General features: G+C 66.2%; 26 protein-coding genes. 20 read left to right on the top strand and 6 right to left on the bottom strand.

The features are described 5' to 3' along the window. The first annotated feature begins 35 nt into the window (after positions 1-35). The 11 genes from murA to BXA03_RS15920 all read left to right on the top strand — a co-directional run bounded on the left by murA (position 36) and on the right by BXA03_RS15920 (position 10,011). Entirely contained in the window at positions 36-1,316 is a 1,281-nt protein-coding gene (gene murA / locus BXA03_RS15970) for a UDP-N-acetylglucosamine 1-carboxyvinyltransferase (RefSeq protein WP_076509598.1), read from the top strand. Next, positions 1,313-1,954 (top strand): ATP phosphoribosyltransferase, encoded by a 642-nt coding sequence (hisG, locus tag BXA03_RS15965; RefSeq protein ID WP_076509596.1) that lies wholly within the window; start codon positions 1,313-1,315, stop codon positions 1,952-1,954. Before murA ends, hisG begins: the two co-directional genes overlap by 4 nt. A gap of 27 nt (positions 1,955-1,981) precedes the next feature. Continuing rightward, positions 1,982-3,307: a histidinol dehydrogenase gene (gene hisD, locus BXA03_RS15960; RefSeq protein ID WP_076509594.1), complete on the top strand. Its 1,326-nt coding sequence runs from the start codon at positions 1,982-1,984 to the stop codon at positions 3,305-3,307. Beyond that, positions 3,304-3,660 carry a hypothetical protein gene (locus BXA03_RS15955; RefSeq protein WP_234983707.1) on the top strand — a complete coding sequence of 119 codons (357 nt, stop codon included), beginning with the start codon at positions 3,304-3,306 and terminating at the stop codon, positions 3,658-3,660. Before hisD ends, BXA03_RS15955 begins: the two co-directional genes overlap by 4 nt. Before the next feature lie 21 nt (positions 3,661-3,681). Continuing rightward, positions 3,682-4,794 (top strand): histidinol-phosphate transaminase, encoded by a 1,113-nt coding sequence (gene hisC / locus BXA03_RS15950; protein ID WP_076509592.1) that lies wholly within the window; start codon positions 3,682-3,684, stop codon positions 4,792-4,794. Continuing rightward, positions 4,791-5,438 carry an imidazoleglycerol-phosphate dehydratase HisB gene (gene hisB, locus BXA03_RS15945; RefSeq protein ID WP_076509590.1) on the top strand — a complete coding sequence of 216 codons (648 nt, stop codon included), beginning with the start codon at positions 4,791-4,793 and terminating at the stop codon, positions 5,436-5,438. The genes hisC and hisB overlap by 4 nt, the downstream gene beginning before the upstream one ends. Before the next feature lie 52 nt (positions 5,439-5,490). Beyond that, on the top strand, positions 5,491-6,138 hold the full coding sequence (hisH, locus tag BXA03_RS15940) for an imidazole glycerol phosphate synthase subunit HisH (RefSeq protein WP_083716118.1): 648 nt from the start codon (positions 5,491-5,493) through the stop codon (positions 6,136-6,138). A 132-nt stretch (positions 6,139-6,270) separates the two neighbouring features. Next, on the top strand, positions 6,271-7,017 hold the full coding sequence (gene hisA / locus BXA03_RS15935) for a 1-(5-phosphoribosyl)-5-[(5-phosphoribosylamino)methylideneamino]imidazole-4-carboxamide isomerase (RefSeq protein WP_076509586.1): 747 nt from the start codon (positions 6,271-6,273) through the stop codon (positions 7,015-7,017). A 51-nt stretch (positions 7,018-7,068) separates the two neighbouring features. After that, positions 7,069-7,929 carry a D-hexose-6-phosphate mutarotase gene (locus tag BXA03_RS15930; protein WP_076509584.1) on the top strand — a complete coding sequence of 287 codons (861 nt, stop codon included), beginning with the start codon at positions 7,069-7,071 and terminating at the stop codon, positions 7,927-7,929. Between the two features lie 7 nt (positions 7,930-7,936). Continuing rightward, entirely contained in the window at positions 7,937-8,716 is a 780-nt protein-coding gene (gene hisF, locus BXA03_RS15925; RefSeq protein ID WP_076509582.1) for an imidazole glycerol phosphate synthase subunit HisF, read from the top strand. A gap of 167 nt (positions 8,717-8,883) precedes the next feature. Next, positions 8,884-10,011 (top strand): polysaccharide biosynthesis/export family protein, encoded by a 1,128-nt coding sequence (locus BXA03_RS15920; protein WP_369822434.1) that lies wholly within the window; start codon positions 8,884-8,886, stop codon positions 10,009-10,011. A 130-nt stretch (positions 10,012-10,141) separates the two neighbouring features. Here BXA03_RS15920 and BXA03_RS15915 read toward each other — a convergent pair whose 3' ends face one another. The 5 genes from BXA03_RS15915 to BXA03_RS15895 form a co-directional block, all read right to left on the bottom strand. After that, on the bottom strand, positions 10,142-12,373 hold the full coding sequence (locus BXA03_RS15915; RefSeq protein WP_143476334.1) for a polysaccharide biosynthesis tyrosine autokinase: 2,232 nt from the start codon (positions 12,371-12,373) through the stop codon (positions 10,142-10,144). Positions 12,374-12,399: 26 nt separating this feature from the next. Continuing rightward, positions 12,400-12,834 (bottom strand): low molecular weight protein-tyrosine-phosphatase, encoded by a 435-nt coding sequence (locus BXA03_RS15910; RefSeq protein ID WP_076509581.1) that lies wholly within the window; start codon positions 12,832-12,834, stop codon positions 12,400-12,402. Positions 12,835-12,946: 112 nt separating this feature from the next. Continuing rightward, complete coding sequence (locus tag BXA03_RS15905) at positions 12,947-15,907, bottom strand: YjbH domain-containing protein (protein WP_234983706.1); 2,961 nt, start codon at positions 15,905-15,907, stop codon at positions 12,947-12,949. 53 nt (positions 15,908-15,960) lie between these two features. Then, complete coding sequence (locus tag BXA03_RS15900; RefSeq protein WP_076509579.1) at positions 15,961-16,644, bottom strand: YjbF family lipoprotein; 684 nt, start codon at positions 16,642-16,644, stop codon at positions 15,961-15,963. Between the two features lie 86 nt (positions 16,645-16,730). After that, on the bottom strand, positions 16,731-17,012 hold the full coding sequence (locus tag BXA03_RS15895) for a hypothetical protein (protein WP_076509577.1): 282 nt from the start codon (positions 17,010-17,012) through the stop codon (positions 16,731-16,733). Positions 17,013-17,138: 126 nt separating this feature from the next. On the opposite strand from BXA03_RS15895, the gene hisI reads away from it, so the two are divergent. The 7 genes from hisI to tatC all read left to right on the top strand — a co-directional run bounded on the left by hisI (position 17,139) and on the right by tatC (position 20,460). Next, positions 17,139-17,531 carry a phosphoribosyl-AMP cyclohydrolase gene (hisI, locus tag BXA03_RS15890; RefSeq protein ID WP_076509575.1) on the top strand — a complete coding sequence of 131 codons (393 nt, stop codon included), beginning with the start codon at positions 17,139-17,141 and terminating at the stop codon, positions 17,529-17,531. Between the two features lie 23 nt (positions 17,532-17,554). Then, positions 17,555-17,935 (top strand): phosphoribosyl-ATP diphosphatase, encoded by a 381-nt coding sequence (locus BXA03_RS15885; RefSeq protein ID WP_076509840.1) that lies wholly within the window; start codon positions 17,555-17,557, stop codon positions 17,933-17,935. Positions 17,936-17,979: 44 nt separating this feature from the next. Next, entirely contained in the window at positions 17,980-18,369 is a 390-nt protein-coding gene (locus BXA03_RS15880) for a DUF4870 family protein (protein WP_076509573.1), read from the top strand. Between the two features lie 45 nt (positions 18,370-18,414). After that, entirely contained in the window at positions 18,415-18,771 is a 357-nt protein-coding gene (locus BXA03_RS15875) for a histidine triad nucleotide-binding protein (RefSeq protein WP_076509571.1), read from the top strand. A gap of 43 nt (positions 18,772-18,814) precedes the next feature. Continuing rightward, entirely contained in the window at positions 18,815-19,057 is a 243-nt protein-coding gene (tatA, locus tag BXA03_RS15870; protein ID WP_076509569.1) for a Sec-independent protein translocase subunit TatA, read from the top strand. 35 nt (positions 19,058-19,092) lie between these two features. Continuing rightward, positions 19,093-19,554 (top strand): Sec-independent protein translocase protein TatB, encoded by a 462-nt coding sequence (gene tatB, locus BXA03_RS15865; RefSeq protein ID WP_076509567.1) that lies wholly within the window; start codon positions 19,093-19,095, stop codon positions 19,552-19,554. A 93-nt stretch (positions 19,555-19,647) separates the two neighbouring features. Next, positions 19,648-20,460 carry a twin-arginine translocase subunit TatC gene (tatC, locus tag BXA03_RS15860; protein WP_076509565.1) on the top strand — a complete coding sequence of 271 codons (813 nt, stop codon included), beginning with the start codon at positions 19,648-19,650 and terminating at the stop codon, positions 20,458-20,460. A gap of 146 nt (positions 20,461-20,606) precedes the next feature. Here tatC and BXA03_RS15855 read toward each other — a convergent pair whose 3' ends face one another. After that, positions 20,607-21,764, bottom strand: a complete 1,158-nt coding sequence (locus tag BXA03_RS15855; protein ID WP_076509563.1) for a S1C family serine protease — start codon at positions 21,762-21,764, stop codon at positions 20,607-20,609. A 302-nt stretch (positions 21,765-22,066) separates the two neighbouring features. On the opposite strand from BXA03_RS15855, the gene BXA03_RS15850 reads away from it, so the two are divergent. Continuing rightward, positions 22,067-23,392 (top strand): MFS transporter, encoded by a 1,326-nt coding sequence (locus tag BXA03_RS15850; protein WP_076509561.1) that lies wholly within the window; start codon positions 22,067-22,069, stop codon positions 23,390-23,392. Then, a complete protein-coding gene (locus tag BXA03_RS15845; RefSeq protein WP_076509559.1) occupies positions 23,389-24,153 on the top strand; it encodes a Nif3-like dinuclear metal center hexameric protein in 765 nt (254 codons plus the stop codon). Before BXA03_RS15850 ends, BXA03_RS15845 begins: the two co-directional genes overlap by 4 nt. Positions 24,154-24,156 lie beyond the last annotated feature (3 nt).

The following is a 24,156-nucleotide window of genomic DNA, read 5'->3' as shown; positions in this document are numbered from 1 at the left end:
ACCGAACGGCGAGGCCGCCGTTCCAAGGAATCTTGATGGACAAACTCCTCATTCGCGGCGGGCGCCAGCTCGGCGGCGAAGTCACCATTTCTGGCGCCAAGAACGCGGCGTTGCCGCAACTGTGCGCCGCGCTGCTGACCACCGACCCGGTGGTCGTTCACAACGTGCCGCGCCTGCAGGACGTCTCCACCATGCTCAAGCTGGTGCGTCACATGGGCGTGACCGCCGAGCGCGACGACAACGGCACGGTGAGCCTCAACGCCGCCGACCTCACGCAGCCCGAGGCGCCCTACGAACTGGTCAAGACCATGCGCGCCTCCGTGCTGGCGCTCGGCCCGCTGGTGGCGCGCTTCGGCCATGCCAAGGTGTCGCTGCCGGGCGGCTGCGGCATCGGCTCGCGGCCGGTGGATCAGCACATCAAGGGCCTTCGTGCCATGGGCGCAGAGATCGACGTCGAGCACGGCTACATGATGGCCCGGCTGCAGCCCGGCCTCACGCGGCTGCGCGGCGCGCGCATCACCACCGACATGGTCACCGTGACCGGCACCGAGAACCTCCTGATGGCCGCCGCGCTGGCCGAAGGCGAGACGGTGCTCGAGAACGCGGCGCAAGAGCCGGAGATCCCCGACCTGGCCGAGATGCTCATCAAGATGGGCGCGAGGATCGAAGGCCATGGCACCAGCCGCATCCGCATCCAGGGCGTGGAACGCCTGCACGGCTGCGAGCATGCGACGGTGGCCGACCGCATCGAGGCCGGCACCTTCCTGTGCGCCGTGGCCGCGACCGGGGGCGACGTGCTGCTTCGCGGTGCCCGGGCCGACCATCTGGATGCCGTGGTCGAGAAGCTGCGCGACGCCGGGGCGCAGATCACCGAGGAGCCCGCCGGCCTGCGCATCCGTTCGCAGGGCCGCCTCAAGGGCCAGAGCTTCCGCACCACCGAATACCCGGGCTTCCCGACCGACATGCAGGCGCAGTTCATGGCGCTGAACGTGATCTCGGAAGGTGCCTCGACGGTGACCGAGACCATCTTCGAGAACCGCATGATGCACGTCAACGAGCTGCTGCGGCTCGGTGCCCGCATCCAGACCGACGGCCGCACGGCCGTGATCGAGGGCGTGCCGCGCCTGTCGGGCGCCTCGGTGATGGCGACGGACCTGCGCGCTTCGGCGTGCCTGGTCATCGCCGGCCTGGTGGCCGAGGGCGAGACGCTGGTGGACCGCATCTACCACCTGGACCGCGGCTACGACCGCATCGAACGCAAGCTCGGCAGCCTGGGCGCCGACATCGAACGCATTTCCACCGGAGCCGCCGCGTGATCACGCTCGCCTTGTCCAAGGGACGCATCTTCGAAGAGACCCTGCCGCTGCTGGCCGCCGCTGGCATCGAGGTGACCGAGGACCCCGAGAAGTCGCGCAAGCTGATCCTGCCGACGACGCGGCCCGATGTTCGCGTGGTGCTGGTGCGTGCATCGGACGTGCCCACCTATGTGCAGTACGGCGGTGCCGACCTCGGCGTGACCGGCCTGGACGTGCTGCTGGAGCACGGCAGCGAAGGCCTGTACCAGCCGCTGGACCTGCGAATCGCCAAGTGCCGTCTGAGTGTGGCCGTGCGCGCCGACTACGACTATGCCCACGCGGTGCGCCAGGGCGCGCGGCTGGCCGTGGCCACCAAGTACGTGGGCCTGGCCCGCGAGTTCTTCGCCCGCAAGGGCGTGCACGTGGACCTGATCAAGCTCTACGGCAGCATGGAACTGGCGCCGCTCACCGGCCTGGCCGATGCCATCGTCGACTTGGTTTCCACCGGCAACACGCTGCGTGCCAACCATCTGGTGGAGGTCGAGCGCATCATGGACATCAGCGCCCGTCTGGTCGTCAACCAGGCCGCGCTCAAGCTCAAGCGCGAGCCCATCCGCCGCATCATCGACGCCTTCGCGTCGGCCCTTCCGCAGAACTGACCGATCCCTTCCCACCCCGCCGCTGCCATGACCCTGCAAGCCACCCCCCTGCGTCTCGCCACCTCCGCGCCCGATTTCGAGGCCGCGTTCAAGGCGCGTCTGCATTGGGCGGCGGAAACCGATGCGGCCATCGAGCAGCGTGTGGCGGACATCCTGGCCGACGTGCAGCAGCGCGGTGATGCGGCGGTGCTGGAATACACGCGCCGCTTCGACGGCCTGGAAGCGGACTCGCTGGCCGCGCTGGCGCTGGACCCGGTGGAACTCAAGGCCGCCTTCGACGCGCTGCCGGATGCGCAGCGCCGAGCCCTCGAAGCCGCTGCCCGCCGGGTGCGCAGCTACCACGAGGCCCAGAAGAAGGCCAGTGGCGAGAGCTGGACCTACCGCGACGAGGACGGCACGCTGCTGGGCCAGAAGGTCACGCCGTTGGACCGCGTCGGCATCTATGTGCCGGGCGGCAAGGCGGCCTATCCGTCCAGCGTGCTGATGAACGCCATTCCCGCCCATGTGGCCGGCGTCGGCGAGATCGTGATGGTCGTGCCCACGCCGCGCGGCGAGAAGAACCCGCTGGTGCTCGCCGCCGCGCACGTGGCCGGCGTCACGCGCGCCTTCACCATCGGGGGCGCACAGGCCGTGGCCGCGCTGGCCTACGGCACCGCCACCGTGCCGGCCGTGGACAAGATCACCGGCCCCGGCAATGCCTACGTGGCCGCCGCCAAGCGCCGCGTGTTCGGCACCGTGGGCATCGACATGATCGCGGGCCCCAGCGAGATCCTGGTGCTGGCCGATGGCACGACGCCGCCCGACTGGGTGGCCATGGATCTGTTCAGCCAGGCCGAGCACGACGAGCTGGCCCAGAGCATCCTGCTGTGCCCCGACGCCGCCTACATCGACGCCGTGCAGCGCGAGATCGACCGCCTGCTGCCCACCATGCCGCGGCGCGAGATCATCGCGGCCAGCCTGAACGGTCGCGGCGCGCTGATCCACACGCGCGACATGGAAGAAGCCTGTGCCATCAGCAACCGCATCGCGCCCGAGCACCTGGAGGTGTCCAGCCGCGAGCCGCAACGTTGGGAGCCGTTGCTCAAGCACGCCGGCGCCATCTTCCTGGGCGCCTTCACCAGCGAGAGCCTGGGCGACTACTGCGCGGGGCCCAACCACGTGCTGCCCACCTCGGGCACGGCCCGTTTCTCGTCGCCACTGGGCGTGTACGACTTCCAAAAGCGCAGCAGCCTGATCGAGGTGAGCGAGGCCGGTGCGCGCGCGCTCGGCCCCATTGCCGCCGAGCTGGCCTATGGCGAGGGCCTGCAGGCGCATGCGCGCGCTGCCGAACTGCGGCTGGAAGGCCGATCGTGACCGCGCTGCGGCGGTCGTTGATCGCGCTGGCGCTGCTGGTCGCTGCCACGGCGGCGCCAGCCATGAGCCTTCGCGAGTTCCGCACGCTGGAGGCCGCCGGCAAAGAGGGGCCCAACTACGCCAGCTACTACCTGGTCGGCGTGGTCGAGGGCCTGCGCGAATCCGCCGAGGCGACCCAGCGCAGCGGCCAGAAGCCACCCTTCTGCGTCGCGGGCCGGCGGCTGGAGCCTGCGATGGCGCGTTCGCTGTTCCAGGGCGAACTGGCGCGCAACGCCCAGCTCTACGAGGCCGACATGCCGGTGCAACTGGTGCTGTCGGCGGCGCTGCAGAGCGCCTACCGCTGCGCGCCCTGAGCGACGAAAGGCGCCCCACTCATGACCATGCCCCCGATGTCCGACTTGACCCGCCGCGCCCTCGAGCGCATCCGCCCCGATGTCCGCGACATGCATGCCTACGTCGTGCAGTCCGCCGAAGGCCTGCTCAAGCTCGACGCGATGGAGAACCCCTACGGCTTGCCGCCCGCGCTGCAAGCCGAACTGGGCGCCCGCCTCGGGGCGCTGGCCGTCAATCGCTATCCTGGCGACGAGGCGCAGCGGCTCAAGGCGGCCATCACCGCCCATGTGGACCTGCCCGCGGGCCAGTCGCTGGTTCTGGGCAACGGCTCCGACGAGCTGATCTCGCTGCTGGCCATCGCCTGCGATCAGCCGGGCGCCACCATCCTGGCGCCCCTGCCCGGCTTCGTGATGTACGCGCTCAGCGCGCAGCTCCAGGGCTTGAAATTCGTCGGCGTGCCGCTGGATGCCGATTTCCAGCTCGACGAGGCCGCCATGCTCGCCGCCATCGCCGAGCACAAGCCGGCGCTGCTGTACCTGGCCTATCCCAACAACCCGACCGCCAACCTGTTCGACGCCGCCGTCATGCGCCGGCTCATCGCCGCCCAGGGCGAGCAGGGCGGCCTGGTGGTGATCGACGAGGCCTACCAGCCCTTCGCCGCCCACAGCTGGCTGGACGAGATCCGCCGTGACCCGACCGCGCACGGCCATGTCGTGCTGATGCGCACCCTGAGCAAGTTCGGCCTGGCCGGCGTGCGCCTCGGCTACCTGCTGGCGCCCGAGGCGCTGGCCGCCGAGATCGACAAGGTGCGCCCGCCTTACAACATCAGCGTGCTCAATGCCGAATGCGCGCTCTTCGCGCTCGCGCATGCTGAAGTATTCGAGGCGCAGGCCCGCGCGATCCGCGACGAGCGCAGGCGGCTGATGGATGCGCTCGTGGCGCTGCCCGGCGTGAAGGTGTGGCCCAGCGAAGCCAACATGGTCCTGCTGCGCGTGCCCGATGCCGACGGCGCCTTCGCAGGCATGAAGGCGCGCGGGGTCCTGATCAAGAACGTTTCTAGAATGCACCCGCTGCTGGCGAACTGCCTGCGTCTGACGGTCGGCACCCCCGACGACAACGCGCGCATGCTGGCGGCCCTCCAAGCCTCCCTATGAACACCCCCACGGCTCCCGACGCCATCGTTGCCGCCGCCAGCGGCGCTACGCCCCCGGCGCGCATCGCCGAGGTCGCCCGCAACACGGCCGAGACGAAGATCCGCGTGCGCGTCGACCTCGACGGCAGTGGCAAGGCCCAACTGGCCACCGGCATCGGCTTCTTCGACCACATGCTCGACCAGATTGCCCGCCACGGCCTGATCGACCTGGACGTGCAGTGCGAGGGCGACCTCCACATCGACGGCCACCACACGGTGGAAGACGTCGGCATCACTCTGGGCCAGGCCGTCGCCCGCGCCGTGGGCGACAAGAAGGGCATCCGCCGTTACGGCCATGCCTACGTGCCGTTGGACGAGGCGCTGTCGCGCGTGGTGGTCGACTTCTCGGGCCGCCCGGGTCTGCACATGGACGTGCGCTTCACCAGCGGCATGGTCGGCGGCTTCGACACCCAGCTGGCCTTCGAGTTCTTCCAGGGCTTCGTCAACCATGCCGGCGTGACGCTGCACATCGACAACCTCAAGGGCGTCAATGCGCACCACCAGTGCGAGACGATCTTCAAGGCCTTCGCCCGCGCCGTTCGCGCCGCGCTCGAGCTCGACCCGCGCTCGGCGGGCGTGATTCCCTCTACCAAGGGCTCCCTGTAAAACTCCTGGCGCACCGTCGCCCGACCGGTCCTATCCGACCCGAATGACTCCGATGAAGAACAGCGTCGCCGTGGTGGACTACGGCATGGGCAACCTGTGGTCCGTGTCGCAGGCCGTGCGTCATGCGGCCGATGCCGCGGGCGTGGAGGTGCACGTGACGGCCGACCCCGATGTCGTGCGTGCCGCCACCCGTGTGGTGCTGCCCGGCCAGGGTGCCATGCCCGACTGCATGCGCGAGCTGCGCGAGTCGGGCCTGCTGGCCTCGGTGCTCGAAGCCGCGGCCAGCAAACCGCTGTTCGGCGTGTGCGTCGGCATGCAGATGCTGCTGGGGCGCAGCGAGGAAGGGCCCAGCAACGGCCTGGACCTGATTCCCGGCGAGGTGCTGCGCTTCCAGCTGGCCGGCCGCCTTCAGCCCGACGGCAGCCATTTCAAGGTGCCGCAGATGGGCTGGAACCAAGTGCAGCAGGCGCGGCCGCATGCGATGTGGCAAGGCATTCCCGACAACGAATGGTTCTATTTCGTCCACAGCTTCTACGCCCGGCCGCAGGATGCGGCGCACAGTGTGGGCGAGGCGGACTATGGGGGCCGCTTTACCGCTGCGGTGGCCCGCGATAACATTTTTGCGACCCAATTTCACCCGGAGAAGAGCGCCGACCACGGTCTGCAGCTCTACCGGAACTTCCTCCACTGGACTCCCTGAGACGGCCAAGCCCACTGCCCCGGTTGCGGTGCGCGACTGCGTGCTCTGCATCGCAGTCCCCGGCGGCCGGATCGAAGCCGATCGCTTCCGCCTCTCTTCTCGTTTGTTCCCGGCACTCCTCAGCGCCTCATCATGCTCCTCATTCCCGCCATCGATCTCAAGGACGGCCATTGCGTTCGGCTCAAGCAGGGCGACATGGACCAATCGACCGTCTTCAGCGAAGACCCCGCGGCCATGGCGCGCAAATGGGTGGAGGCCGGCGCCCGCCGCCTGCACCTGGTCGACCTGAACGGCGCCTTCGCCGGCAAGCCGCAGAACCATGCGGCCATCAAGGCGATCCTGCGCGAGGTCGGTGATGACATCCCGGTGCAGCTGGGCGGCGGCATCCGCGACCTGGACACCATCGAGCGCTACATCGACGACGGCCTGCGCTACGTGATCATCGGCACGGCGGCGGTGAAGAACCCCGGCTTTCTCAAGGACGCCTGCGTGGCCTTCGGCGGCCACATCATCGTGGGCCTGGACGCCAAGGACGGCAAGGTGGCCACCGACGGCTGGAGCAAGCTCACCGGCCACGAGGTGGTGGACCTGGGCAAGAAGTTCGAAGACTACGGCGTCGAGTCCATCATCTACACCGACATCGGCCGCGACGGCATGCTTTCGGGCATCAACATCGACGCGACAGTGCGACTGGCGCAGGCGCTGACCATTCCGGTGATCGCGTCGGGCGGTCTGTCCAACATGGCCGACATCGAGCAGCTGTGCGCGGTCGAAGGCGAGGGCGTCGAAGGCGTGATCTGCGGTCGCGCGATCTACTCTGGCGATCTGGATTTCGCGCGGGCGCAGGCACGCGCCGACGAGCTGGCCAATGCGGCCTAAGGCTACGGCGCTTTCCACCTCCGTCACGGCAGCCCGCCTCAGGATCGTCGGATGAGCCTGCGCGAGATCACCGTTCACGGCCAGCCGGCCATCGAGCTGTTGGCGGCCACGGGAGACCAGGTGACCGTGGCGCTGCATGGCGGCCATGTGCTGTCGTGGCGCAGCGCGGACGGCACGGAGCGGCTCTATCTGAGTCCCAGGGCGGTGTTCGATAGCCATGCCGCCATCCGCGGCGGCGTACCGGTCTGTTTTCCGCAATTCAATCAACGCGGTCCACTGGTCAAGCATGGCTTCGCGCGCAACCTGCCCTGGCAGGTGCTCCCCGACGCGGCCCCCGACACCGTCGTCGTTGGCCTCACGGACAGCGACCAAACCCGGGCCGCGTGGCCGCAGCGCTTCGCGCTGCGCCTGAGCGTGCATGTGCCCGAGGCCAACGTCCTGCGCATCGAGCTGCAGGTGCACAACACCGGTACGACGCCCTGGTCCTTCACGGTGGCGCTCCACAGCTACCTGCAGGTGGACGACCTGGCGGACGTGCATCTCCGAGGGCTGCAGGGCGCCGCCCGGTGGGACGCCGTGCGAGACGAGCATTCGACCGAATCCCGCGAAGCACTGCGCTTCGGCGACGAATTCGACAGCGTCTATGCGGCGCCTGTCCATCCCCTGGTGCTCCACACGCCGACCGGCGATCTGCAGATTTCTTCATCGTCCTCCTGTCCCGAAACAGTGGTGTGGAATCCCGGCCCGGAACTGTGCGCGCGCCTGGCGGACATGCCGGCCGATGGTTGGCGCCACATGCTCTGCGTCGAGGCTGCGGCCATCGACACGCCCGTCGAACTCGCGCCCGGCACCGAAGTGCGGCTGTGGCAGCAACTCGACGCCCGGCCTTCCTCCTCCTCTTCGATTTCCTGATCCCGCCATGCTCGCCAAACGCATCATTCCCTGCCTGGACGTCACCGGGGGCCGGGTGGTCAAGGGCGTCAATTTCCTGGAACTGCGCGACGCGGGCGATCCGGTGGAAATCGCCGCGCGCTACAACGCGCAGGGCGCCGACGAGCTGACCTTCCTGGACATCACGGCCACCAGCGACGGCCGCGACCTGATCCTGCCGATCATCGAAGCCGTGGCTTCGCAGGTCTTCATTCCGCTGACGGTGGGCGGCGGCGTGCGCACGGTGGAAGACGTGCGCCGGCTGCTCAATGCCGGTGCCGACAAGACCAGCTTCAATTCCGCCGCCATCGCCAATCCCCAGGTGATCGAGGATGCCTCGACCAAATACGGCGCCCAGTGCATCGTGGTGGCCATCGACGCCAAGCGGCGGACGCCCGAAGAAGCGGCGAAGCGCGGCGATGGCTGGGACGTCTACAGCCACGGCGGGCGCAAGAACACCGGCCTGGACGCGGTGCAGTGGGCCACCGAGATGGCACGTCGTGGCGCGGGCGAAATCCTTCTGACCAGCATGGACCGCGACGGCACCAAGAGCGGCTTCGACCTCGCACTCACCCGCGCCGTGAGCGATGCGGTCAGCGTGCCGGTGATTGCTTCCGGCGGCGTCGGCTCGCTGGCGGATCTCGCCGACGGCGTACAGCAGGGTGGTGCCGACGCAGTGCTCGCCGCCAGCATCTTCCATTACGGCCAGCACACGGTTGACGAGGCCAAGGCGCATATGGCCGGGCGGGGCATCGTTGTGCGTCGTTGACATTTTGGCGTCGTTGCCGTTTCAAAGCCGAATATCATCGGTCGCCAGCCTTGCGCCCTGCCGCACGCTGGCGCGTGTGCGGTCTTTGCGGCCTGTCGAAGGCCGCCTCCATTGATCCATTTAGGGTAGTTGACTTGAAATTTCCAGCGAATGTGCCGGCCTGGACGGTGTTGGCGGCTGCCGCAGCTCTCCAGGGTTGCACGGTGATCCCAGGGCCGGGATCGGTGGGTCCTTACTCGGACCAGAGCGAGCTGCCGCCGAAGTTCCAGTACGTGCCCGATGAAGCGCCGGAAGGTCGCATCACCCCGATCACGACGGCGCTGGTGCGCACACTGCAGCAGCTCACGCCCACCGGCGTGCCCTCTGACGTCCGCGCCCTGTTCGGCAAGCCGGATCCCTACACGATCGGGCCGGGCGATGTGATCGGCGTCATCGTGTACGACCACCCGGAACTGCTGCCCAATGCGGGCGCCGTGATCACGCAGTCGGTCGATCCGACGGGTGTGAGCGTGGCGCCGGGCTTCATCGTCGGCGCCAATGGCGAAATCTCTTTTCCCTATGTGGGGCGCGTCAAGATCGAGGGCATGACCGAGTCGGAAGCCGGCGACCTGATCGCCCGCCGTCTGGCCCGCAACATCCAGAGTCCGCAGGTCACCGTCCGCATCCAGTCCTTCCGCAGCCGCCGCGCCTACGTTGAAGGCCAGGTGCGAACACCCGGTTCGCAGATCTTCACCGACCTGCCGATGACCATGGCGGAAGCCATCAACCGTGCAGGCGGCATCACCGATGCGGGCGACCGGTCCTCGATCGTGCTGACGCGCGGTGGGCGCTCGGTGCGCGTCGACCTGCCGGCGCTTCGCGAGGCTGGCTACGACCTCAACGACATCCCCCTGCGAGCGAACGACACGATCACCGTCGGTACGCGCGAGGACACGAAGGTCTACATCATGGGCGAGGTGCTGCGGCCGACGGCGCTTGCCTTGCGCGGCTCAGGCCGCCTGACGCTCAACGAAGCGCTGGGCGAGGCAGGCGGACCGACCCTCGACACGTCCAACCCGTCCCAGATCTACGTGATCCGCAAGGGTGCGACCGGCTCGCCGGCGATCTTCCAGCTGGACGCCAAGAACCCCGCTGCCTTTGCGCTCGCCAGCCAGTTTCCGATGCGACCTCAGGACGTGATCTATATCGATCCGGTGCCGCTCGTGCGCTGGAACCGCGTGATCAGCCTCATCCTGCCGTCTGCGGCCGCCGTCAACACGGGCAGCGAAACCATCGACCGCGCTCGCGGTTGGTAAGTCGGCGGAGGCGGCGCCGAGCCGCTTCTCTTTCGCCAATGACAAGGGCCGCCCTCAGGCGGCCCTTGTCGTTTCTGCTGGCGCCAGAAGCGCCGTGGCGGCCTTGCCGCACGAGGCGGCAAGGTGATCTTCAGGACTTGTACTTGTATTCGGTGTAGCGATAGCCGCCGTAGCGGTAGCCCTGGCTGCCGTAGTGGCGACGGGTCATGTCCATGGCGTTGAACACGACGCCCGCTGGCGCGACATTGGCTTGACGCAGGCGCTTGTTGCTCTCCACCAGCTCGCCCATCTGTGTCTGATCGGCACGGGCCACCATCAGCACCACGGCAGCATGCGCTCCGGCTGCAGCCGCGTCTGCGGCCACCAGCACCGGTGGGGCGTCCATCACCACGAGATCGTATTGGGCCGACAAGGTGTCCAACAGCCGTGCGAAGGTGTCGGACATCAGCATGTCCGAAGGATTGGGCGGATAGCGGCCGGTCGTCATCACGTCCAGATTCGGCACCACCTGGGTGTGTGTCGCCTGCTCGAGCGTCAGGTCGCCCAGCAGCAGTTCGGACAGGCCGCCTTCCCGCTTGAGGCCGAACTGCTTGTTGATGTAGCCCTTGCGCATGTCGGCATCGAGCAGCAGCACCCGCTTGCCTGCGGCCGCCATGACGGCCGCGAAGTTCGCAGACACGAAGCTCTTGCCGATGCCAGGCGTTGGACCGGTGATCAGCACGCGGTTGTTGCCAGCCTCCAGCAGCGCGAACTGCAGCGCGATGCGCAGGCTGCGCACGCTTTCGACGGCGGTGCTCTCCGGGTTGGTGGTGGTGAGGACGTGCACACCCTTCTGGCCTGCCGCCATCCGCGCTTCCAGCACGCCCTGCTCGAGCGTGTATGGAATGACCGACATCACACTCATGCCGGTGTGGTTCTCGATCTCCTGGGGATTGCGGATACCGCTGAAGAACATGCTGCGCACGAAAGCCAGGGCAATGCCGGCAAGCAGCCCGAGGACGCCAGCGAGCGCCACGATCAAGCCCTTTTGGGGCTTGACCGGCAAGCGAGGCGAAGCGGCGGAGTCGAGCAGTCGGACGTTTCCGGTCTTGCCTTCCTTGACCAGCCGCAGTTGCAGCGAGTTGTTGAGCAGCGACTGGTAGAGCTGGCTGCCAACTCGTACGTCCCGCTCGAAGCGGAAGGTGTCCTGCTGGATGGTGGGCATACGGCCCACGCGGCTATTGAGGGCGTTGATGTCCTTCTGGATCAGGCCGATCTGCTGGTCGATCGTCTGGATGCGCGGGTGATTCCCGGTGTAGAGCGCAGCCAGCTCGCGGCGTTTCTGCTGCGCTTCGAGCAGCTTGCCTTGCAGTTCGACGATCTGCGTGAGCGTGGCCTTGGCCTCTTCGTCGAACGCCACGGTCGAGTTCTGGTTGCGGAAGCGCGTGTAGGCGTCCTCCGATCGCTCGAGCTGGCGCTTGAACTCGGGCAGCTGCTGGTCCAGGAAGCCCAGCGTGCGCTCGGCTTCGGCTGCCTTGCGCTCGCGGTTCTGGTCGACGTAGGTGGCGGCGATGGCGTTCAGGATTGAGGTGAGTCGCGTGCGGTTGCTGTCTTCCAGCGCCACGCTGATCACGTTCGACTGGCGGCCCTGCTCGCCAGCCTGCAGGCGGCGCTGCAGCTCTTCGATCGTGCGCAGGCGCGAGTAGCGGTGCACGACGAACTTGGCACCGGCCTCACCGTCGAGCGTGTCGATCTTGAGTTCGAGTTCGCCAAAGGGCGTCTTCTGTTCGAGCTGTTCACCCACGCGGCCGTTGATGGGCTGATCGAGGTCGGGATGCTCGACCTGAAAACGGCCCCCGCCCTGTGCGGTGATGGTGAAAGGCTTTTGGTCCTCCAGTTCAGGGGGAACAATGAAACGGCTGACGTCGATCTTTTCTGTGCCGTAGACCCGGCCACCCAGCCCGGGGAGCGACATGGGCGTGGACAGTGACTTCGCCCGGCGCGACAGCCATTCGCCCACCACGGGCACGTAGTCGGGCCGCGCATCGATGTAGAAGCGCGTGGCATCGACCGCACCGCCGATCACCAGGCGAGAGCGCAGCACCTGGATTTCGCCAGTGGCAGGCGTCTTGACCTCGAAGAGGCTGGATGCGTCGCCCAGGAAGCCCTTGGCATCCGGCGCTGCATCCTCGACCTGGATCAGCAGATTCGACTGGTAGATGGGCGTGGCGAGCAGCGCATAGGCGGCGCCGATGAGCAGTGCCAGGGCTGTGATGGTGACCACGAGCCAGCGGTTGTCCACCAGGATGTCGAAATACTCGGCCAGATGTATCTCGTCATCGTCTTTCTCTGGCGGCGGAACGTGGGCGGGGGAAGTTTGCATGGGGCTGGCCGCTGGGGCTGAAGACTTTATGAAAGTTTGCGGATCCGCTCTGCCCAGACCTGGACACCGGCGTCGATGAGCTGCAAAGCGTTCTCGAACGCATCGCGGCCTTCCTTGTAGGGGTCGGGCACGTTCACCTTGGCGGCTTCGCCGATGCGGTAGATCCGGCCTCGCGTGAAGGGGTAGCTCTGTTCGATGAAACGCTTCTGGGCGTCGTCCATGGCGAGCACGAGGTCGACCTCCTGGCACATCGCCCGGGTCACCTGCCGGGCGCGGTGCGCGGCGATGTCGATGCCGCGCTCGGCCATGAGGGTCTGCGCTATGGGATCGGCCGCATGGCCGATGAGAGCGCCGGTGCCGGCGGACCGTACCTGCACGGCCGGCAGTTCACGGGCAAGCAAGGCCTCGGCCATGGGACTGCGACAAATATTCCCGACGCAGATGACGAGGATGGACTTCATTCAGGGGCAGGGAGAAAAGGGCCGTTCGACTGCAGCGAGGCCTTTCGGTGCCATGCTGCAGAAGCGGATACGTGCCGGGACAAACCCTGGATGCTAACTGGGCGGACGGCGCTCATCGTTTGGCGTCGAAGTCCAGAATGTTGTCACCCGCCCGGGGCTTGCCATCCGGCGGAGGCCCGAAGCGGAAGGCCTCGGGATCGCGGATGTAGGTCATGTCGTAGAGCGACACGGCGCGGCCCAGTCGGGCACCACCGTCCCGCGTCAGTGGAGACCAGTTGAAGCCGATCAGCGAGCGGCTGGACCGTGGAAGCAGCGCGTCGAGCGGGATGGACAGGTAGATGCCCTTGTCGAAACTGCCCTCGCCGAACTGTGCCGACGATACGTTGGTCTTGGTGGCATAGGCGCCCACGGTGAGGCCGTTGTCGAAGCGTCGCGCAACGTCGACCGACACTCCGCGGTCCCCTGCCAGATACTGCCCGGCACTGACGCGCACCAGCACGCCGTTCCAGCCGGTGTTCCAGTACAGCGACGCGTGGCCGGTGTTCACTTGGTAATCGCGCAGTGCGAAATGCTGCGAATACTCGCGCTGGCGCACATGGTTGACGTCGATGCCGAACGCCACGCTGCTGCCCCACGGGCGGTACAGCCATTCGGCGCCCACGCCCGCGAACATCGGCTCGAGGTAGCCGCCGTACACACTGTAGAACTGGTTCTCCGTGAGCTGGCCGACGTGGGTGAGCTGCAGGTTGGGAATCGTGACCCGACTGGTCGTGAGATAGAGGCGCTGATCCGTCCGAACTCGTGGCAGGCCGCTGGGCGCGTCATAGGTGAAGCTGCCGTAATTGTCGGCCAGCCGCAGATTGACCTGCCCCTGCAGCCACGTCTGCCGGCTGATGTTGTACTGGGCGTTCGCCTTCATGCCGAGTTCGACCAGCGCGAAATTGTTCGGACCGCCGATGATCTGATTGAAGTTCGGCGAAAAACCGAAATCGAATGTGTCGGGCTGGCGTCGCCAAGGGGCGCGCGCCTCGTCCGCACTGGCGGGAGCGGCTGCAGGCGCGGAAGTGGCGGTCACTGTGCCCGGTGGCGCGGCCGTCACGGGCGGCAGGTCGGCCTCCGCCACATCATTGGGCGCATAGTCGCTGCGCGTCACGTCACGAGCCAAGTGGGGCGGCAAGGGCTGGGCTCTGGCGCGCACCCACTCGTCGCGAACGAAGGCCTGCGCATGCAGCGGCAGGCCATGTTCCTCGTAATGGATCACGAATGAGCGAATTTCGGCAGGCGCCGTCGCATGCAGCACGGCGACCGCGCGTTCGGTCCGTGTCGTCCGGTAGACCGTGTTGGCGCCGGTCACCCACAGATGAAGCACATCGTCTTTGGGAGCGATGCGCAGCACGCGCCAGCCGGTCTGCATTTCGATCTGGGCGGCGGTGTCGCGCCACCCGGGCGGCGTCGATGGGGCGTCGGGGATGAAGTTGGGCTGCGGGGGATCCAACAGCTTCGGCATCTGGGCAGTGGACAGATTGCCGCCCACCGTGAAGCCCACCATGAATTTTTCACCGCGCTCCACGCCGGCGGACAAAGTGACACCCGGGGTGAGCCGGTAAGCCAGTCCCACGTTGATGGGCGAGCGTCGGGGCAGGGGATTGGCGAGCGGCTCGTTCTGGTAATTGTTGCCGTCGAATTCGATCTTCAGCGTCAGAGGATCCCAGGGCGTTCTCCATTGGATGCCGCCGAACAGCGCCGCAGGGCCACGGAAGTAGCTACTGAAGTTGGCGTTGCCCGTGCTGTCCGATGTGGGGCGCGTGGCAAAGCGGCTTCCCAGCAGCCGGAAGGGATTGCTGATGTTGCCACTGGCGCCCATGTAACCCCAGCCGATGCCAAGACTCAGGTCGAAGTCGCCAAACCGCTTGTTGGCCACGAAGTACTCGCTCGAAAACAGGCCGGTGCCACCAATGTCGCGGAAGCCGAGCGCCAACTCGGGCCAGTAGGTGGATTCGCGCAGCAGCTTGAACTTGACGTCGATGCTCTTGTCTTTGAAGCTCTGGTTCGTGAACTGCGGACCATAGTCGCGGTTGGAGATGCTGGTGTAACGAAAGCCAGCCTCCATCCATTCGAAGGGTTGGAACATGACGTTCACGCGGCTGTAGGGCCACACCGAGCTGTAGGACGCGCGTATTTCGCCGGCCGGGCTCATGCGTGCCGTGGGCGTCTGCAGAAGCCCGATTTCGCCCCAATCGTTGGCACTGATGTCCAGCGGACGAGGCGGCTTTGCTGCGACGAGAGGCAGCATGCCGTTGGTGGCGAACAGGGGGAGCCGGTCGGGTCGAGGCTCGCGAATTCCCGCTGCTGTCGCAGCCAGGTCGGGGGGCGCGGGTGGTGCCGCTCCTTGCGTGGCCAGGAAGCGGATCAGACCTTCCGACGCGGCCACCAGGTCGTCCATGGCACGCGGGGGCGCCCAGATCCAGGCGCCAGGCACGGGCTCCACCCCCTCCGTGCGGTTCCAGAGCGCCACGCCCGTCCGTGCAGTCCGGCCGTCCGGCTGCGCGATCCAGGCCCAATCCACGCCTTCCAGTGCGCCGCAGGCTCGAAGGTAGTCACCGATCCAGCGCCCGCCTTCATGGGGGACGTGGCACAAGCTGCCATCCGGTTGCACCACAACGACGTCCCTGGCGGCAGCACCAGGCAGAACGAACCGCGTCCTGTCGCCGGCGATCGGATCCTGGCCAGGGTTCACCTCCAGCCATCGCGGATCGACGTTGCCAAGGGCAACGCGTCCGGTCGCGGGTAGACCGTGCAGCCACGACAGCAGGCGCACGCGAATTGCCCGATCAGCGCCAGAGCGTTGGGCTGCAGAACGCTCCAGATGGATCAGCAATACATTGCGAAGATACTGCTGAGGCAGTTTTTCCTGCGGCACCAGCCAGGCAAGGCCAGGATCAGCCGGTGCCGTGGAACGCTGAAGCAGCCACTGGCTGAGCCGTTCGCCCTCGACGGGCGCAGGCGATGCGTCGCCTGAAGGGTCAGTCAAAGGTTGCGCCACTGCGTATCCCACCCATCCCAGGGCAAGCATGGCAGCAAGGCGAGAGGTGAGGGGGCGGAGACGGAAGGCGCAGGAGTGAAGATTCATGAGCCGGCCGCCGTGGACGGTGCGGTCGCAGTAGGCGCCTTCCAGCGTTCGAAGGTGTAGCACACGTCGGGGCTCAGACACTGTTCAGAATAAACAACAGACGCGAGGCCATTCGCGTCACGGGCGACGCCGAATCTGGCGGGGGGCAAGGCGGCAACTCCCGCGGTGCGAGCGACATCCCGTTCCTCGAACCATGCAAGGCTGTCCGGGGACCGACCCTTCAGCGCCAAGGGGTTGTAGGAGGACAGTCGAACGACCTTGACCTGTTCCTCAATGCCGAAATGGTACCCGGGCATCACATCGCGCAATCGACGGTACTGGGTCACTTCGCCGCTACGGAGCAAGGCGTCCCATGAGGGTGCATCTTGAATCCGGACTTCGCGCCAGTCCGAGGGGAGGCCGGAGGTTCCGAGGATGCGGCCATTGCCCAGGCGAATCACCTCACGCTTGCCGCTGTACCAGACCTCTACAGGCCCCCCCTGAATCGAGTCCACATAGCCGAGCACCATGTAGGCTTCCGCGTTTTCGTACGTCACGCGGAGGTAGTTATACGCAGGGTTGAACACCCGCGCGGACTCAGTGGTGCGGCCGGCAACACGCTCAAAGAGGTAGCGGGTCGTGTCGTAGGTGGCTCCGCTCCCTGTTCCTGTGCTGCATGCGGCAAGAAAGAGCGTCGTCATGACGCAACAAAGCGACCTGAGATTCAACATCAAAGGCCGCTTTGAAGCGTCGCTTCGCACCCCCCCGCCGGGGAGGATGCGCAAACTCACCGAGTGCCGGTCGTGCCAGTGGTTCCGGTGCCGGGCAACAGCACGTTGCCGTCGTTGCCACCGCCGCCGCCGCTGACAGCGGCGCCGACCACCACGATACCCAGCACACCTGCTGCCACGACGCCTGCGCTCACGCCAGCGATGCCAGCGGTCGTAGCGGCCGTGCCACCAGCGCCGCCGCCAGCAGTGGCCGCAGGAGCGGTCTGGGCACCCGCCATCAGCGGGGCAGAAACGAGAGCCGCCGCGGCGACCGAAGAGACGAGACGAGCAAAGTTCATGAAGTTCCCCTTGAAACCTGCGGCCCAGCCAGAACACCCGGCGCGAGACCAATTGGCGTTGAGTTTAATGGCGGCCCACAATAACGCAACATTTTTCTCGTGCGCCGGCTGAGTAACAATCCGCCAATGACAACTTGGTTGGACGAAGTGAGATGGGACGCCGCCGGGCTCGTTCCGGTGATCGCGCAGGAGCGAGGCAGCAACGACGTGTTGATGTTCGCCTGGATGAACCGGGACGCGCTGGCAAAGACGATCGAGACGGGGTGCGCGGTGTATTTCAGCCGCTCCCGCGGAAAACTCTGGTTCAAGGGCGAGGAATCAGGTCATGTGCAGCTGGTCCATGAGGTCCGTCTTGACTGTGACAATGATGTGATTCTTCTGGTCGTCACGCAGCAGGGCCACGATCCCGGCATCGCGTGTCACACCGGCCGCCACAGCTGCTTCTTTCAGACCTATGCCGATGGGCGCTGGGTAGCGGTCGACCCCGTGCTCAAGGATCCATCTTCCATCTACAAGTGACGACCCCCTCCCATTCCTTTGCTGTGACTGAGATCGCCTCCACTTCCGACACCTTCGCCCGTCTCGCGGCCGTGATAGAGAGCCGACGACCTGCCGAGGGTGGAGACCCCACCCGCAGCTATGTGGCCCGGCTTCTCCAGAAGGGGCCGGATGGCTTCCTCAAGAAGATCGGAGAGGAGGCGACCGAAGTGGTCATGGCGTGCAAGGATGCCGACCACGGTGGCGCGCGCGAAAAAATAGTGAACGAAGTTGCTGACCTGTGGTTCCACTGCATGGTCGCCCTTGCGCATTACGGGCTTTCCCCCGGTGATGTGGCGGTTGAACTCGCGCGCCGCGAAGGAATGAGCGGCATCGAGGAGAAGGCCCTGCGCAAGGCTGAGGCCCGCGACGCGGCAGGCGATTGACGCCCCGGGAGTTCGGGTGCCTCTGAATCCAGCAGGAGGATGCAATGAACAAGGACATCATCGAAGTAGGAAGCAGCGATTCGCTGCGCGCTGTCGGTTGGGTGAGCTATGTGCTGCACCTCATCGTCGCCATTGCTGCGGTCGTGCCGGGCGCCCAGGTGTCGGTGCTGCTGTTGCTCATTGCCCTGCTGATCGACTTCGTCAAGCGCGATGATGCTGCGGGCACCTGGCAGGCGTCACACTTCGGTTGGCGCATTCGTTCCGTGCTTTGGGCCGGCCTGCTCTATGTCCTGACTTCCTGGCTCTGGCTGCTGTTTGTCGTTCCAGGGTGGATCGCGTGGAGCCTGATCTCCCTGTGGTTCCTGTATCGCATCGTCAAAGGCATGGTCAGGATGAATGCCGGCCGCCCCATGGACACTGGCGCTGCGGTCTGATCTGCGTCAGCACCCTGAATTTCCCGACCTCCGAGACAACACCGAATGGCCGATCCCGACTGCATCTTCTGCAAGATCGTCGAGGGGAAGATCCCCTCGCGCAAGGTGTACGAAGACGACGACCTGTATGCGTTCCACGACATCGCGCCATGGGCGCCGGTGCACTTTCTGATCGTGCCGAAGCGGCACATCGCGTCGATGGCACAACTCACGCCCGAGGACGAATCGTTGATGGGCCGAATCATGACCCTGGCGCCGCGGCTGGCGCTGGAGCAGGGGTGCAGCGCCTATCCCGAGGGCGGCTTCCGCGTGGTCGTGAACACCGGCGCCGAAGGCGGGCAGGAGGTGCACCATCTCCATGTCCATGTCATGGGCGGTCCGCGCCCCTGGCTCAAGGGCTGAGCGCGTCGCCGGTCTAAAATTTCTACATTCTTAGGAGTCTTCCATGGGTTCGTTTTCCATCTGGCACTGGTTGATCGTGCTGCTCATCGTGGTCATGGTGTTCGGCACCAAGAAGTTGAAGAACATGGGTTCCGATCTCGGCGGGGCCGTCAAGGGTTTCAAGGACGGCATGAAGGACGGCTCGTCCGATGCGCCCGCCGCGGGTGGTACGCCGCCGCAGCAAGTGACCGGCCAGCCCTCCGCTGACAAGTCCACCATTGACGTCGAGGCGCGTCAGAAGTCCTGAGTGCCGCAAGCATTTCCTGAGCGAGGGGCACGACGGTGATCGATCTGGGCATTTCTAAGATGGCGCTGATTGGCGCTGTCGCACTGGTCGTGATCGGCCCCGAGAAGTTGCCGCGTGTCGCGCGCACGGTCGGCACGCTGCTGGGCAAGGCCCAGCGCTATGTCAATGACGTCAAGGCTGAAGTCAATCGCTCCATGGAGCTGGATGAACTGCGCAAGATGAAGGACAACGTCGAGGGTGCAGCGCGTGATGTCGAGCAAAGCATTCGCGAAGGAGCCCAGGACGTGCACAACGACCTCTCGGGCCTCGACACCGTCACGCCGGCAACGTCGTTCGAAGCAGCTCCGGTCTATCCGGTCTACCGCCATCCGAAGAAGAACTGGCGTCTGAAGCAGGGCGCGGTTCCGAGCTGGTACAAGGCGCGCAACAAGGTCCGCTCCCGCGCACAGTCCGGCGCTGCGCGAGTGGCCCGGCATCGGCCTCGGGCGGGCGGCTGAGTCGCGCGAGCGCAAACCGTCGAGACTCGGGCGCGCAGCTTTTTTCTTTTCCGTTCATTTGTGCGCCCGATCGCGGCCACGCGGTGACCTCTGATGGCTGACTCTCCCTCACACAACAACAAAGAAGACGAGCTCGCAGGCACAGAGCAGCCCTTCGTCGCCCATCTGACCGAGTTGCGCGACCGGCTTCTCTATTGCATCTACGGTATTGCGGTGGCGGGTGCGCTGCTGGCGTTCTGGCCGGGGCCAGGCGGCTTGATCGACTGGATCGCGATGCCGATCAAGGCGCACATGCCACCCGACGCCAAGCTGATCGCGGTCGGAGTGTTCTCGCCCTTCTTCGTGCCGTTGAAGGTGTTGGCCATGGCGGCTGTCCTGCTGGCGCTGCCCTGGCTCATGTATCAGGTCTGGGCCTTCGTCGCCCCGGGGCTCTACAGCCACGAGAAGCGCTTTGCCCTGCCGCTGATCATCTTTGGCAGCTTCCTGGCTTACACCGGCATTGCGTTCGTCCAGTTTTTCGTGCTGGACAAGATGTTCGCCTTCATCCAGCGCTTCACGCCGGCATCGGTGGCGGCAACGCCGGATATTTCGTCGTACGTGGAGTCGATCCTCTCGCTGTACATCGCGTTCGGTCTGGCATTCCAAGTGCCGATCGTGGTGATGCTGCTGGTGCGGTTCCAGATGGTGACGATCGAGAAGTTGCGCAGTTTCCGCGGCTATTTCATCGTGCTTTCGTTCGTGGTGGCAGCGGTGGTGACGCCGCCCGATGTCATCTCGCAGCTGGCGCTGGCAGTGCCGATGTGTCTGCTGTATGAGATCGGCATCGTCGCGGCGCGCTATTTTTCGAACACGACGAGAGCCCCCGAAGAGGCCGCAGCCGACGACACCAAGTCGGCTGGACATTAGGCGCCACCCTCTGCGTCGGCGTGCGCGCCACTGTCCGCTGATCCGACGGCTGCAGGGCAGAAGGTCCGATCCTCTCAACCGGGGCGCCGCCGCTCTTGGTGCAGCGCGGGTCGAGCTGTAAGGGCCGCGTCGCCTTTTGCCGGCTTCTACTCGGCCTGGCGGCGGCGAGCGGGCGTGGCCGGCCGCGTGCCAGCCGTGACGTCGAGTTCGATCCTGTCGTTGCCACGCTGCACCTGGAAGCGGCTGGCGCTGCCAGGTTTGAGTCCCGCAACGGCAGTCAGCAGTTCCTGCACGTTGCCGATGGACTTGTCCCCCACCCCGGTGATGACATCGCCCGGCCGGATGCCCGCCTGGGCTGCGGGTGCGTTCTGCAGGACGCCGGTGATGATCACGCCGGCCGTCGCCTTGACGCCGAAGGTGTCGGCCATCTCCGGGGTGAGCGTGGCGGGTTCCACGCCGATCCAGCCGCGCGTGACGCGGCCGTCCTTCACGATGCCTTCGAGAACCTGCTTGGCGGTCGAGACGGGGATGGCGAAGCCGATGCCCATGCTGCCGCCCGAGCGCGAATAGATTGCTGTGTTGATGCCCTGCAGGTTTCCTTCGGTGTCGATCAGCGCGCCGCCGGAATTGCCGGGGTTGATGGCGGCGTCGGTCTGAATGAAGTTCTCGAAGGTGTTGATGCCCAGCTGGTTGCGGCCCAGGGCGGAGACGATGCCGCTGGTCACGGTCTGTCCGACGCCAAATGGATTGCCGATGGCCAGCACCTGGTCGCCCACGAGCAATGCGTCAGAGTTGCCGAGCACGATCACCGGCAGCTTCTCCAGGCTGATGCGGATGACTGCCAGGTCGGTATCGGGGTCGGTGCCGATCAGGCGGCCACTTGCGTGACGGCCGTCGTTGAGCGTCACCTCGATCTCGTCGGCGCCCTCGACCACATGGTTGTTGGTCAAGATGTAGCCGTCCGCACTCACGATCACGCCGCTGCCGAGGCCCACCTGCGGCTGCTCGTTGTCCTGATCCCCGAAGAAGAAGCGAAACCAGGGGTCGTTGGAGCGCGGATGCCGGGGTGCCGCCTTGCTGGTGTTGATGCTGACCACTGCAGGCGCCGCCTTCTGCGCCGCAGCGGCAAAGCTTCCGGGCGCCGGTGCGGCGGGTGCTGACGCAGGCGCCTCGATGATCGAAACCACCCCGCCCAGAGAGGTGCTGCCTCGCCGCACCCATTCGGGCTTGAGGGTGGCAACGACGAAATAGCCGGCGAGCAGAACGGTCACGGCCTGGGCAAAGAGCAGCCAGATGCGCTTCATGGAAAAGAGAGAAAGGATGCGGTGACGGAAGAAAGGCGGAAGGGTTCCGCAGGGGCGGAATTGTCTCCGAAGCGATGTAGCCGGGACTGGTGCGCCACGTCGGACAAGACCCCGTGGGCCTCGCAAACAGAGGGGAAACCCTAAAATCGCGCGTTCGGCCTATCCGGCCACCCACGAAGGCGCCTTGCGCGGCTCACCCGGTCGCCTGCGGCTCACGCCTTTCGAAGCCCCCGCTGTCTCCTTCTTTCGCGCGCTGCGTCTGTCGCGCCGGCCGGCGGCCGTCTCCGCTGTATTGCCTTTCCATGTCCTCAGCTTCACCTTCCGCCGGCCAGCAGGCCGGTCCGCGCACGCTCAACGCGCGTGACTACAAGACGCTCGCCCTGTCCGCCCTGGGTGGCACGCTCGAGTTCTACGACTTCGTGATCTACGTTTTTTTCGCCACGGTCATCGGGGCGCTGTTCTTCCCGACGGAGATGCCCGACTGGCTGCGCCAGCTGCAGACTTTCGGCATCTTTGCGGCCGGTTATCTGGCCCGTCCGGTCGGCGGCATCGTCATCGCCCATTTCGGTGACCTGCTGGGCCGTAAGCGCATGTTCTCGCTGTCGATCTTTCTGATGGCCGTGCCCACCCTCGTGATCGGCCTGCTGCCCACCTACGCCGCCATCGGCGTGGCGGCGCCGCTGCTGCTGCTGCTCATGCGTGTACTGCAGGGCGCGGCCATCGGCGGAGAGATGCCGGGCGCCTGGGTGTTCATCGGCGAGCATGTCCCGGCGCAGCGCTACGGGCTGGGTGTGGGCACACTCACGGCCGGCATCACCGGCGGCATCCTTCTTGGTTCGCTGGTGGCTGTCGCCATCAACACCCACTATGCGCCCGCCGAGGTCAGCGACTTCGCTTGGCGCATTCCTTTCATCCTGGGGGGTGTGTTCGGCCTGGTCTCGGTGTATCTGCGCCGCTTTCTGCACGAGACGCCGGTGTTCCAGGAGCTGGCCCAGCGGCGTAACGTGGCCGCCGAGCTGCCGCTCAAGACCATCGTGCGTGATCACCGAGGCCCGGTCTTCTTTGTGGCGCTGCTGACCTGGGTGCTGTCCGCTGCCATCGTGGTGGTGGTGCTGTACACGCCCACCTACCTCCAGAAGGTGCACCACATTCCCGCTGCCGTCGCGCTGGAGGCGAATGCGCTGGCAACATTGACTTTGACCCTGGGTTGCGTGGCCGTCGGCTGGGCCTGTGATCGCTTCGGCACGCGCCCGACCATGCTGGTCGGGTGGGCAGGCCTGTTCATCACGTCCTATCTGTTCTACACGGGCCTGCCGGGCACCACGGCATCGCTGTTCTGGCACTACGGCCTGGTCGGCCTGTTCGTGGGGACGATCGCTACCGTGCCGATCGCCGGGGTGCGGGCCTTTCCGGCGCCCGTGCGCTTCTCGGGCCTGTCGTTTGCCTACAACATGGCCTATGCCATCTTCGGCGGGCTGACGCCTGTGATCCTCACGCTCTGGCTGCAGCGCGACTCGATGGCCCCGGCCCACTATGTTGGCGCCCTTGCGGTGCTGGGCTTCGTACTGGCCTGGCTGCCCCTGGCGGCGCGCGGGCATGCCATGCGCCCCGCGACAATGCGCGCATGAGCATTACGCGATCCGCCCTGCTGCAGGCATTCGACCAGCTGTTGTCCCCCGAACGGTTCAAAGACTATGGTCCCAACGGCCTCCAGGTGGAAGGGCGAGGCGAGGTCCGAAAGATCGTTTCAGGCGTGACTGCCAGCCGTGCCTTCATCGAGGCGGCTGTCGCTGCGGGCGCGGATGCCTTGTTCGTCCACCACGGGCTGTTCTGGCGCGGCCAGGATGCGCGGGTCACCGGCTGGATGCGCCAGCGGCTCGGGCTGCTGATTGGTCATGATGTCAATCTGTTCGCCTACCACCTGCCGTTGGATGCCCATGCGGAACTGGGCAACAACGCGCAGCTGGGCTGGCAACTGGGCCTGGTGGTGCAGCCGCAGCGATTTGGTGAGCAGGAGTTGGGCTGGCTTGGTGGTCCCGGCGAGGGCCTGCAATTCGGGAGCGTAGAGCCGCTTGCCCGCCACGTTGAAGCGCGGCTGGGCCGGCGCGTCACGGCCATTCCCGGTGACGGCCGTCCCCTGAAGCGCATCGCCTGGTGTACCGGGGGCGCACAGGGCTTCTTCGAAGCCGCCATCGCAGCGGGTGCCGATGCCTTCATCACCGGCGAGATCTCCGAGCCCCAGGCCCATTACGCGAGAGAGTCGGGCGTGGCCTTCCTGGCCTGTGGCCACCATGCCACGGAGCGGTACGGAGCTCCCGCCGTCGCCGCCCATGTCGCCGGGCAACTCGGTCTGGTGCATGAGTTCATCGACATCGACAATCCAGCCTGAGCA

The organism is Pseudacidovorax sp. RU35E (genome assembly GCF_900156165.1).
Taxonomy (GTDB): domain Bacteria; phylum Pseudomonadota; class Gammaproteobacteria; order Burkholderiales; family Burkholderiaceae_C; genus Xenophilus.
The sequence above is the reverse complement of the archived record's forward strand: the minus strand, read 5'-3'. Positions and strand labels throughout refer to the sequence as shown.